A 12,340-nucleotide genomic window follows, 5' to 3' on the forward strand; every position below is an offset into this window, starting at 1 on the left:
TGCAGCGGTAGCTTTTGCCGAGGTGCGCGTCGAGGCAAAACTTTTAACCCTTCGACTGCGCTCAGGATAAACTCCAAGCCCGACCCCTTGTGGGTAACCTGCCTGCCAGTAGGCAGGCGCGTAAAAACATTAACAATACCTAAACAGTTTAAAATTCCTAAATCAGCTATTTTTGATGAAATTATAGCAAAAGATGAAAAAACTAATATTAACTGCACTCGTTATTTCTGTATTAATGGGGTGTAAAGAAACCAAAGACAAAAATACTATTGTTGTGGATTACCCGAAAACTAAAACTGTTGACACCGTGGATACTTATTTTGGTATTGCAGTAAAAGACCCTTACCGATGGCTAGAGGATGATAGAAGTGAAGAAACTGAAGCATGGGTGAAGACGCAAAATAAAACCACGTTTGGCTACTTGGATAATATTCCGTTTCGGGAAGATTTAAAAGAACGTTTGTCCAAACTTTGGAATTACCAGAAAGTTGGAGCACCATTTATTGAAGGTGATTACACGTATTTTTATAAAAATGACGGATTGCAAAACCAATATGTGATTTACCGACATAAAACTGGAGAAGACCCAAGTACCGCATCTGTATTTTTAGACCCAAATACATTTTCTGAAGATGGTACGGTATCGTTAGGCAATGTAAGTTTTTCTAAAAACGGGAAAATTTTAGCCTATTCTATTTCTGAAGGAGGTAGTGATTGGAGAAAAATTCTAATAATGGATACCGAAAATAGAGAAATCCTTGAGGATACTTTAGTGGATGTAAAGTTTAGCGGTATCTCTTGGTACAAAAATGAAGGATTTTACTATTCAAGTTACAACAAACCCAAGGGCAGTGAACTATCTGCTAAAACAGATCAGCACAAAGTATATTATCACAAGTTGGGTACATCACAAAAAAATGATACTTTGATTTTTGGTGGCATTCCTGAGGAAAAGCACCGTTACATATACGGGACAGTTACTGAAGATGATAAATACCTAATCCTTTCTCCTAAAATTTCAACTTCAGGTAATAAGCTTTTAATCAAAGACTTAACAAAACCAAATAGTAAGTTAATTACTGTTTTAGATCATACGGATAGTGATACGTACGTAATTGATAACGTGGGTAGCAAGCTGTTTTTAGTTACTAACTTGAATGCGCCCAACAAAAAAATTGTTTCAGTTGATGCTTCTAATCCTGCACCAAATAACTGGGTAGATGTGATTCCTGAAACAGAGCACGTATTATCTCCTTCAACTGGCGGTGGTTATTTTATTACCGAATATATGGTTGATGCCATTTCTAAAGTTTTACAATATGATTATGATGGAAAATTAGTGAGGGAAATCGAACTACCTGGTGTTGGTAACGCTAATGGTTTTGGTGCAAAAAAAGAAGAGCAAGTAGATTATTATTCATTTACAAACTATAATACGCCATCTAGTATTTATAAATACGATTTAAAAACAGGTGAATCAAAGTTGTATTGGAAACCTTCTATTGCCTTTAATAGTGAAGATTATGAAAGCAATCAGGTGTTTTACAGTTCTAAAGATGGCACTAAAGTCCCAATGATAATAACACATAAAAAAGGATTGGAGCTTAATGGAAAAAACCCAACTATTCTCTATGGTTACGGCGGTTTTAACATTAGTTTAAATCCGTCTTTTAGCATTACAAATGCTGTTTGGATGGAACAAGGCGGCATTTTAGCAGTGCCTAATTTAAGAGGTGGTGGCGAGTACGGTAAAAAATGGCATATAGCAGGAACAAAATTGCAAAAACAAAACGTATTTGACGACTTTATAGCTGGTGGAGAATACTTAATTGAAAACAACTATACCTCATCAGATTATCTGGCTATTAGAGGTGGCTCAAATGGCGGCTTACTAGTTGGTGCTGTAATGACTCAGCGTCCAGATTTAGCCAAAGTAGCACTACCTGCAGTTGGTGTTTTAGACATGTTGCGTTACCACACATTTACGGCTGGCGCAGGATGGGCTTATGATTATGGTACGGCCAATGATAATAAGGAAATGTTTGAATATCTTAAAGGCTATTCGCCTGTGCATAATGTAAAAGAAGGTGTAGCATATCCAGCAACTTTAGTAACCACGGGCGATCATGACGACCGTGTTGTACCAGCACACAGTTTTAAATTTGCTGCAGAATTACAAAGCAAGCAAACTGGCGATAACCCAACACTCATTAGAATTGAAACCGATGCGGGTCACGGCGCTGGAACGCCAGTAAGTAAAACTATAGAGCAATATGCTGATATTTTTGGGTTTACACTTTACAATATGGGTTTTGAAACCTTACCAAATAAGGCAAATGCGACATTAAAAGATTAATTTCAAAAAGCATTATTTATGGCACGCTTCCTCATCAGAAGCGTGTTTTTTTATAGTACTTTTGCCATGGCTATGTTAAAAGTACAAAACCTTTCATTTAAATACGAAAAAGATGCAGTTTTAGAGCATATTTCTTTTGAAGCAAAACAAGGGGAACATGTTGCTATCATTGGCGAAAGTGGATCAGGAAAAAGTACACTTTTAAAGCTGCTTTATGGCGAATATGATCTAGATGAAGGTCGAATTTTTTGGAAAGACCAAGAGATTTTAGGGCCAAAATTTAATTTGGTTGTTGGCTATGATTTTATGAAGTACGTAGCTCAGGAGTTCGATTTGATGCCTTATACTTCTGTTGAAGAGAATATTTCAAAACACTTATCCAGATTTTTTCCTAAGGAAGCGCAACAGCGTGTAAACGACCTTATACAGGTGGTAGAGCTTGAAGCCTTTGCTCAAACAAAAGTTAAGAAACTAAGTGGCGGACAAAAACAACGTGTTGCCTTAGCTAGAGCTTTAGCTAAACAACCAGAAATACTGTTATTGGATGAACCTTTTAGTCATATCGATAATTTTAAAAAGCAAAGTTTAAGACGTAAGGTTTTCAGGTATTTAAAAGAACATAATATCACCTGTATTGTTGCAACCCATTCAAAAGAAGATGTGCTTGGGTTTGCTGATAGGATGTTAGTATTGCATAACCATACCATTTTAGCTAACAAGCCTCCTAAGGATCTGTTTGAAACTCCTGAATCCCATCTAATCGCTGCTTTTTTCGGGGAGTTCAACATCATTGATAATAATATTGTCTATGCGCACCAACTTAAAGTTGTAGCTGAATCCAAAATACAAGCAACTGTTAAAGCTTCCTATTATAAATGCAGATTTTATTTGATTGAAGCCATTTTAAATGGAGAGTCTGTTTTTTTTGAACATAACACATCGTTAAAAAAAGAAGCGACTATCTACCTTGAAGTTGAAAAATAATTTATCTGTCAAATTTCTTTAACAGGGCTGGCAAATAAAAAATATCAGTAATTAACGCAATAGCGACCGTAATGGCGCACAAAGCTCCAAAATCCCTAACCGATGGTGTGGCACTTGACGCTATAATTAAAAACCCACCAACCAAGGCTATTGTGGTTGATAACAGTGCGCTACCTGTATAGTGCATCGCATTATTCATACGTTCTTCGGCTGTACCTTGTACTCTTTTACTTTTTCGGTATTTATGTACCAAATGGATGGTATCATCCATAGCGATTCCCAACATTATGGGCGTAATCATAGCCGTAGAAACATCCAAAGGAATATCTAATAAACTCATAAAAATAGCAAGAATTGCCAATGGCAAAACATTAGGAATCAACACCAAAATAGTCGTTCTTAAACTTTTAATAAAAAACCAAAGACACAAAAAGGCAACAAAAAATGCTGCGAAAAAAGACTTGAATTGCGTTTCCAAAATAAAGCTATTCAATTGAGCAAAAACCACAGCAAATCCATTGATTTGCAAATTATAATCTTCGATTTTAAATGAACTTCTAAAGTCATTCTCTATATCGACCAATAGTTTTTCTAATTGCGATGTTTTTACATCTCTAAGGCTAATTGTAATTCCTGCTGAACTTAAATCATCAGCAAATAACTTAAAGAAACTGTTGTCGGCATTCTCAACAGAGGCCAATGTACTTCTTACTTTTTCTTCTGAAATGTTTGGTTGGAATAATACTGGTGAACGCTTTTCTAAAAATTTCTTAACATCAACCACAGATACTGGTGCGGTAATCAACGGGTTTTTCTCTAATTTATTTTGAAAAACTTCCAATCGTTCCATGGCTTCTTTGTTAAGAATACTTGTGCCATCTGCCATAGAAATATCTAGTTGCAACCTAGAGCTACCATCAAGTTGAGCCTCAACAATTCGTAAGTCTTGTTTTGCCTTTCCTTCTGCTAAAAGATCTAAAGAATCCGTGTCGGTTTTTACAAGAAAAACAGAATACAAACCATACAATAAAACAACGGTGAATCCAGCAATAATTGCTGTCTTATATTGTGATGTTATACGGTTTATCCAATTAATAAATCTTGTCTGACTGAATGTTTTTAAGGATAAAATGGGTTTAGTAGTTTCAAAACTTAAGTTCATAAAACTAAACCCGATAACCGTTATGACATAAACCAACAGAAAGCTTAGCACCAAACCAATACAAGTAAAAATACCCATATTTTTAAATGCGGGCAGTGGTGATAAGTACAGCGCAAAATAACCCACAAAAGTGGTAAGCGTTGTGTAAAAGCAAGGTGTGATGCTTTTGCGAACCGCTAATGCCAAAAGCTCTACTTTACTCAAGGTTGTATTTAGAAGTCCTTCTTTGTGATAGATATTTATAATATGTACTGCATCGCTTACGCTATACACCATTAAAATGGTAGGAATCAGCATTGATATCATATTTAATGCATAACCTAAAGATGTAATAATACCAAATAATAGGGATACTGGAACAGCAACCGAGAGTAACGCTATAATTAAATAACGCTTGCTGGGAAGCAAAAACAATAGCATTAAGGTAATGACTAAAACCGTAAGCACACCAAAGAGTAAACTCTCCTTGTATATCCCTTTACTGTAAGCTTCATTTAACACTGGTGGTCCTGTTAAAAAATAATCAGAATAATATTCTTCAATAGTGCTTCTTATGGTGGCCGCAATGATTTCCCGTTTTTCTTCGATCTGAGGTGTAGGGTTTAATTGAATGTAGAAAAACTGATGCTTAAAATCCTTTGAGAGCAGTTGAGAGGTGATGTTCGGTAGCTTAGACAATAAGTTTTTTAATCCTTTTTCACTACGCTGTGTATTGTATAAGTCGTCAAAAACGATTTTTCCGTTATTGTAAATAGGGTATTTTGCTTTTGCTAAACTAAATGATGTCTTTACAAAAGAAAGTCCTTCTATACTTTCATGAAGTTGTAGCAGTGTTTTTCTTTCAGTTTCTCCAATAGCATTTTCTACTGGGAACATAGTAATAAAAATTTCATCAGAGCCAAACTCCTCCTGAAAGTCTATATAGGCTTTGTAGCTGGGGTCGTCTTCCAAAAACCAGATGGTAAGAGAGTTGTCTATACTTAACTTATTTACGGTTTGGTAACCCGCAATCCCCATTAATATGGCCAATGCTACTATAATCGGAAGTCTAAACTTTATAATAGATTTTATGATACCTTCTAACCGCTTCACTTTTGTAATGGCATAAAATTTCTAAGCATGTATCATTCTATTTTAAGAACTGCAAAGGTAAGGCTTCTAAACGTTATTTGGTCTCCAACCTTCTTAGACAACAATAATTTTGCTATTGGTGTAGACGGAGAAATAGCATAAAACTTAACATTGCCCAATTCTATTTCTCCAGCACTAATAGCGATAAAATAATTAAGCTTTGAAGTATAAACTATACTACCTAAACCTACTGTATTTGAAGTTTTTTCAATATTAATTTTTGAGAGTGAGGCCTTTACCTTTTGAATTTCAGATAGTTGCTTTCCTGCCTTTTCACGTTCTAACTGCAACATAGCCCTCCCTGTTTCATGCTTATCTCCAGCTGAACTTTTGGTTTCAGAAAGTAAGGATTTCTGAATATCCTGAATGGTAGTTTGAATGGTTTGAAGGCGATTTTCAATAAATTCAAAACATTGGTTGTATAGGTCTTGTTTTACTTTCATCCCGTTACATCAGCTAATTCCTTCCCAACTAAACTGCCGATGGCTACTCCCATACCGCCTAGGCGTACGCCACAATACACATGGTTTGACAACTGTTTAACGATGGCTTCCTTTTTATGGCCAACACCCATAATACCGCTCCAACGGTAATCCACCTCAAAAGTATCATTCGGCAAAATAATTGTTTTTAAAAGTGCATCTAATTGATTTTGAATAATTTTGTTTTGTGCGAAATCTGTAGTTTCCTCTGCTTCAAAATCTAAATGTCTGCCACCTCCCAGTAAGATGCGGTTATCAATATTCCTAAAATAATAATAGCCTTTGTCTAAATGAAATGTACCTTTAATGTGGAGGTTTTTAATAGGTGTTGTAATCAGTACCTGTGCTCTTGCAGGTTTTACATTTTCATTTAACAATTGAGATGCAAATCCGTTTGTGGCGATGAATAATTTTGATGCTGAAAATTCAAATTGATTGGTTTTTATTTTTACCGAAAAGTTGTCTTCTGAAAACTCTTCAACCGTCACAGTGCTCAAAATTTTAATGCCTTTTGATTGTGCTAGTTCAAGAAGTGCCTCCATCATACTTCCAGTATCTATTTGTCCCTCAAATTGATTGAAAATATAATCTTCATTTATGTCTTTAAAATTGAAAATATTGTCTTTAAAGCTGAAAACCTCATCCTTAAAAATAGGCTTTAGTAGCGCATTTATATACTCTTTTTGCTCTACACACGAATCTAACAATTCTTTATCTGCTTCCAAAAACAATTCGTAACCGCCTAACTGTTGAAAATTGAGTAGTTTATCGCCAATGGTGGTTCTTAATAATTTTAAACCTTCCACGCGCCTTTTTATGAGGTTAAAAACCTCTTCCTCGGTGTGGGCATTCAAATCATCTAAGATTTCACTTAAACTTCCAAAACAAGCAAATCCGGCATTTTTAGTGCTTGCACCTTGTGGTAACATGCCTTTTTCTAAGATGACGATTTTGGATTTTGGATAAAGTTCTCTTAATTGTAGTGCACAATTAAGCCCCACAATACCACTTCCAACGATACAAAAATCGATGTTAGTGAGCCATGACTTTATTTCCCAATAGGACAATTGCATGGTGCTAATTTAGGGTTTTAAATTAAAGTTGGGAATCGTGTTAGGGACTCAGTGGTGAAAGCCGGCAGATAGACAAATGCCATAAAAAACTCCGAAAGTAATTTCGGAGTTTTTTATGTTTAGTCTGATACAGGTTCTGGCATTTCAAAATCTTCCATAAACTTGGTGGTGTAATTCCCTGCCAAATAATCAGGATGATCCATAAGCGCCCTGTGGAATGGTATCGTAGTTTTTATACCTTCAATCACAAACTCGTCTAGCGCTCGCTTCATTTTATTGATAGCTTCTTCTCTAGTTTGTGCCGTGGTAATTAGTTTCGCAATCATCGAATCATAATTAGGCGGAATAGTATAGCCAGCATATACATGAGTATCCAAACGTACACCATGACCTCCTGGAGCGTGTAACGTTGTGATTTTTCCTGGAGACGGTCTAAACCCATTGTAAGGGTCTTCAGCATTGATACGGCATTCTATAGAATGTAACTTTGGATCGTAATTTTTGCCTGAAATTGGTACGCCAGCAGCCACTAAAATTTGCTCTCTAATTAAATCAAAATCAATTACTTGCTCTGTAATAGGATGCTCCACTTGAATACGGGTATTCATTTCCATAAAGTAGAAATTACGGTGTTTATCTACCAAAAACTCTACTGTTCCTGCGCCTTCATAATTGATATATTCTGCAGCTTTTACAGCAGCAGCTCCCATTTTTTTACGTAATTGTGGCGTCATGAATGGTGAAGGCACCTCCTCAGTTAATTTTTGATGGCGACGCTGTACAGAACAATCCCTTTCGGATAGATGGCATGCCTTTCCACGAGAATCTCCTACAACTTGAATTTCTATATGCCGAGGCTCTTCAATAAGCTTTTCCATATACATGTCGTCATTGCCAAAGGCCGCTTTGCTTTCTTGCCGCGCAGAATCCCATGCATCTTTAAGGTCTTCTTCTTTCCAAACACCACGCATACCTTTTCCTCCTCCACCAGCACTCGCTTTAAGCATAACTGGGTAACCTGCTTTTTTCGCTAGTTTTTTACACTCCGCAAAGGTCTCTATTACACCGTCACTCCCAGGAACACAAGGTACGCCTGCAGCTTTCATTGTAGCTTTAGCGTTGGCTTTGTCTCCCATGCGCTCAATCATTTCTGCAGAAGCCCCTATGAATTTTATACCGTGCTCTTCACATATTTCTGAAAACTTAGCATTTTCAGATAAGAAACCATATCCTGGATGGATGGCGTCTGCGTTTGTGATTTCTGCTGCAGATATTACGTTTGACATTTTAAGGTATGACTCACTACTTGATGGTGGACCAATGCAAACGGCTTCATCTGCAAACTTAACGTGCAAACTTTCGGCATCAGCAGTAGAATATACTGCAACCGTTTTTATTCCCATTTCCTTGCAGGTTCTAATTACGCGAAGCGCAATTTCCCCTCTATTGGCAATCAATATTTTTTTAAACATAACGTCTTGAATTAAAAATTTCAAATTCCAATCGCCAAATTCCAAATATTGGATTTTGAGATTTGCATATTGGAATTTTTAATAGGTTATGATGGATCTACTAAAAATAATGGTTGATCGAATTCTACTGGAGAAGCATCGTCAACTAAAACCTTGACTATTTTTCCAGAAACTTCAGATTCTATCTCATTGAAAAGCTTCATGGCCTCAATTACACATAGCACATCGCCTTCGGTAATAGTTTGGCCAACCTCAACAAATAGAGGTTTATCTGGAGATGGTTTTCTGTAAAACGTTCCTATAATTGGGGATTTTATGGTAATATATTTTGATGTATCATCAGCTGCCGCAGCTGGTGTTTCAGTTTTAGACGGTTCTGAAGCTGCTGGAGCAGGTGCTTCTGCGGCAGGTGCTGGTGCTTGTGCTATTTGCGGTGCAGCAACCGGTGTGTACTGAACAGCTGGTGCATCACTATCTGACCCTGTTCTAATGGTGATTTTCACATCATCCATTTCTAATTTAACCTCGCTTGCTCCAGATTTAGCAACAAACTTGATTAAGTTTTGAATCTCTTTTAAATCCATAATTCAGCTATTGGTTTTTAATAGTTAGTCTTTTGAGTTATAGGCCCATTTTAAATAAATAGCGCCCCAGTTAAATCCGCCGCCAAAGGCAGCAAATATTATATTATCGCCCTTTTTGAGCTGTGACTCATAATCATTTAGCAATAATGGCAATGTAGCAGATGTTGTATTTCCATATTTGTGGATATTCATCATTACTTTTTCTTCTGCTAAGTCTATACGTTGTGCCGTAGCATCAATTATTCTTTTGTTCGCCTGATGTGCCGCTAACCAATCTACAGAATCCTTGTCAAGATTATTACGCTCCAAAACTTTCACGGTAGCATCAGCCATATTAAACACAGCATTTTTAAACACGGTTCTTCCTTCTTGGAAAGCATAATGGCCCCCATTATCCAAAGCCTCATGGGTTAACGGATGTACGGAACCGCCATAAGTGGCTTGTAAAAACTCGCGTCCTGTGCCATCACTTCTTAAATATTCATCTTTAAGACCAACATCTTCTGTAGTAGGCTCAAACAACACAGCTCCTGCGCCGTCTCCAAAAATGATACAAGTAGCTCTGTCTTTGTAGTTTATTAGAGATGACATTTTATCGGCACCAATCAACAATACATTTTTATATCGTCCTGATTCTATAAATGACGAAGCGACAGACATACCATAAAGAAAACTAGAGCATGCCGCATCCATATCAAAAGAAAATGCATTTGTAGCACCAATCTTAGCTGCAGTATAAGCTGCTGTAGAAGCTGCTTTCATATCTGGAGTAGCAGTGGCAACTATTACTAATTCTATGTCTTTGGGATCAATATCTTTTTTTGCAATAAGGTCTTCTGCTGCTTTTATAGCGAGGTAAGACGTTCCTTCCCCTTCCTTCTTTAGGATACGACGTTCTTTAATTCCAGTACGGGTCGTTATCCATTCATCATTAGTATCAACCATGGTTTCAAGAATTTGATTGGTTAACACATACTCTGGAACATAAGCTCCAACCGCGGTGATTGCTGCTGAGATTTTACTCATACTTAGTTATAAATTTGAACGAAAATCGCTCTAAAAGCATCAAAATTTGCCAATTTATGGTGAAAAATAGCAAATTTCGAAGAATTATAATGCAAATTAAGGCTTTTTTACCTTTTATAAATACATATCATAAAAAAAACGCCCACAAGTGAGCGTTTTAATATATGCGTGCATAGTACTTATGCTACGTTTTCTTCTTCTGTATTGTCTATAAGCACCTGACCTCTGTAGTATAATTTCCCTTCATGCCAATGTGCTCTATGGTATAAATGAGCCTCTCCTGTTGTTGGACATGTAGCAATCTGTGGCGCAGTTGCTTTATAATGTGTTCTTCTTTTATCTCTTCTTGTTTTAGAGATTTTTCTTTTAGGATGTGCCATTTTTTATGTTATTTATCCGTTAATAGTTTTTTTAATGTATTCCAACGCGGATCAATATCCTTGTCTTCCTTTTCTTTTTCTTCTTTTGGACTTAACTCTTCGAGTTTATCAAGTATTTCTGAATTTAATGTGCCATTTTCAACTCCTGGATGTATGCGCTTTACCGGCACTGCTAGTACAATAAGCTCATAAATATATTGTTGCACATTTATTTCATGCTCTCCATGTGGTAAAATAAGAATATCAATGTTTTCATCATTATATTCCTGACCAAACTTTACTACCAAATCAAAATTATTTTCGATGTTTTGGTTGTAAGGTTCGTTAGTTACATCACAATTTATATTTACGTATCCAGAAATTTCAAAATGTAATTCAAGTAAAGTGGACTTTTTGTTTAACGTAATATCAACTTTAACTTTTACATCATTGAAATCTTCATACTCAAAATAATCAAAGAACGTCTGGTCAATGTTATACTCAAAATCGTGATTTCCAACCTTTAACCCCACAAATGGGATAGCATATTCTTTCATTGGCTTCATTATCACATCTATTTTGAGCCTGCAAATATATAAATTTTTTGGCTTAAGCCAACTTGGAAAATATTATTTTTTTACGCCAACTTTTCTGGGTTGTCTTTTTAAAGGGTTTGCTGTAAGTTCCTCAAAATCACGTCTGTTCCTAAAAATTTTAATTGCAGTGAACAACGCCTCTTTAAACGATCCCTCATCCGCTACACCTTTTCCGGCAATTTCATAGGCGGTGCCATGATCTGGCGAGGTTCTTACACGTGTTAAGCCTGCTGTAAAATTAACACCTTGTCCAAATGATAAGGTTTTAAAAGGTATCAGCCCCTGATCATGATAGGAAGCAATTATCGCATCAAAATTCTTGTAGTTATTTGATCCAAAAAAACTGTCAGCAGCATAAGGGCCATAGACTAATTTTCCACTTTCTTTGATTTTTTTCAAAGTAGGGCGCATCACATCGTCATCTTCATTGCCGATAACACCATTATCGCCAGTATGTGGATTAATACCCAAAACCGCAATCTTAGGCTTCACTATATTAAAGTCTTTTCTTAAAGTGTCATAAACCGTATCAATCTTATCCGTAATTAATTCTTCTGAAATATGTTCAGATACGTCTTTAACAGGTACATGGTCGGTAAGCAGTCCCACTTTCAATGTATCGGTAACCATAAACATCAGGCTTTTACCTCCTAATTCTTTCGCCAAATAATCGGTATGTCCCGGAAATGTAAAAGCTTCAGATTGTATATTGTGTTTATTTATTGGTGCAGTTACCAGAACATCTATTTGCTCTTCTTTTAGAGCTTTGGTTGCGCTTTCGAGAGACTTCAACGCATACTCTCCAATTTTAATTTCTTCCTGCCCAAAATTAATACTTACTGGCTCTTTCCAGCAGTTCAATACGTTTACTTTTCCATGATTTATGTTCTGAATGTCATGAACACTATTAAAATCTACCGCTGAATTAAAGTGTTTCTTAAAAAAGTTCATCACTTTAACCGATGCAAAAATTACGGGTGTACATAGTTCAAGAATTCTTGAGTCCTCAAAGGTTTTCAAAATAATTTCACCACTGATTCCATTTAAATCTCCAACCGAAATCCCTACTACAATATTTTCTTCGTTCTTCATTAAGAATGCTAACTTTTGTTCGT

At 36.3% G+C, this 12,340-nt stretch carries 11 protein-coding genes; 2 read left to right on the top strand and 9 right to left on the bottom strand.

Annotated elements, in window-relative coordinates; all coding sequences use genetic code 11:
• Positions 1 to 193: 193 nt before the first annotated feature.
• Together EYD45_RS08030 and EYD45_RS08035 are read left to right on the top strand one after the other, a co-directional pair.
• Positions 194 to 2,356: a prolyl oligopeptidase family serine peptidase gene (locus EYD45_RS08030; RefSeq protein WP_130964024.1), complete on the top strand. Its 2,163-nt coding sequence runs from the start codon at positions 194 to 196 to the stop codon at positions 2,354 to 2,356.
• Positions 2,357 to 2,428: 72 nt separating this feature from the next.
• Positions 2,429 to 3,340 carry an ABC transporter ATP-binding protein gene (locus EYD45_RS08035; RefSeq protein ID WP_130964128.1) on the top strand — a complete coding sequence of 304 codons (912 nt, stop codon included), beginning with the start codon at positions 2,429 to 2,431 and terminating at the stop codon, positions 3,338 to 3,340.
• Position 3,341: 1 nt separating this feature from the next.
• On the opposite strand, the gene EYD45_RS08040 is transcribed toward EYD45_RS08035, so the two are convergent.
• From EYD45_RS08040 to pdxA, 9 genes are all read right to left on the bottom strand, one after another.
• On the bottom strand, positions 3,342 to 5,594 hold the full coding sequence (locus EYD45_RS08040; RefSeq protein WP_130964025.1) for an efflux RND transporter permease subunit: 2,253 nt from the start codon (positions 5,592 to 5,594) through the stop codon (positions 3,342 to 3,344).
• 32 nt (positions 5,595 to 5,626) lie between these two features.
• A complete protein-coding gene (locus EYD45_RS08045; protein WP_130964026.1) occupies positions 5,627 to 6,076 on the bottom strand; it encodes a 3-oxoacyl-ACP synthase in 450 nt (149 codons plus the stop codon).
• Positions 6,073 to 7,188 carry an NAD(P)/FAD-dependent oxidoreductase gene (locus EYD45_RS08050; protein ID WP_130964027.1) on the bottom strand — a complete coding sequence of 372 codons (1,116 nt, stop codon included), beginning with the start codon at positions 7,186 to 7,188 and terminating at the stop codon, positions 6,073 to 6,075. The genes EYD45_RS08045 and EYD45_RS08050 overlap by 4 nt, the downstream gene beginning before the upstream one ends.
• A gap of 119 nt (positions 7,189 to 7,307) precedes the next feature.
• Positions 7,308 to 8,660 (bottom strand): acetyl-CoA carboxylase biotin carboxylase subunit, encoded by a 1,353-nt coding sequence (accC, locus tag EYD45_RS08055; RefSeq protein WP_130964028.1) that lies wholly within the window; start codon positions 8,658 to 8,660, stop codon positions 7,308 to 7,310.
• An 86-nt stretch (positions 8,661 to 8,746) separates the two neighbouring features.
• The gene (gene accB, locus EYD45_RS08060; RefSeq protein ID WP_130964029.1) at positions 8,747 to 9,244 is read right to left on the bottom strand and encodes an acetyl-CoA carboxylase biotin carboxyl carrier protein; all 498 of its coding nucleotides are present in this window, start codon (positions 9,242 to 9,244) and stop codon (positions 8,747 to 8,749) included.
• A 24-nt stretch (positions 9,245 to 9,268) separates the two neighbouring features.
• Positions 9,269 to 10,270 carry a beta-ketoacyl-ACP synthase III gene (locus tag EYD45_RS08065; protein ID WP_130964030.1) on the bottom strand — a complete coding sequence of 334 codons (1,002 nt, stop codon included), beginning with the start codon at positions 10,268 to 10,270 and terminating at the stop codon, positions 9,269 to 9,271.
• 179 nt (positions 10,271 to 10,449) lie between these two features.
• Positions 10,450 to 10,650, bottom strand: a complete 201-nt coding sequence (gene rpmF / locus EYD45_RS08070; RefSeq protein WP_130936604.1) for a 50S ribosomal protein L32 — start codon at positions 10,648 to 10,650, stop codon at positions 10,450 to 10,452.
• An 8-nt stretch (positions 10,651 to 10,658) separates the two neighbouring features.
• Positions 10,659 to 11,195, bottom strand: a complete 537-nt coding sequence (locus EYD45_RS08075) for a YceD family protein (RefSeq protein ID WP_130964031.1) — start codon at positions 11,193 to 11,195, stop codon at positions 10,659 to 10,661.
• A 63-nt stretch (positions 11,196 to 11,258) separates the two neighbouring features.
• Positions 11,259 to 12,317, bottom strand: a complete 1,059-nt coding sequence (gene pdxA, locus EYD45_RS08080) for a 4-hydroxythreonine-4-phosphate dehydrogenase PdxA (protein ID WP_130964032.1) — start codon at positions 12,315 to 12,317, stop codon at positions 11,259 to 11,261.
• Between the last annotated feature and the right edge of the window lie 23 nt (positions 12,318 to 12,340).

Origin of the sequence: Hyunsoonleella flava (assembly GCF_004310325.1) — a bacterium.
In the GTDB taxonomy this organism is placed as follows: Bacteria; Bacteroidota; Bacteroidia; order Flavobacteriales; family Flavobacteriaceae; genus Jejuia; species Jejuia flava.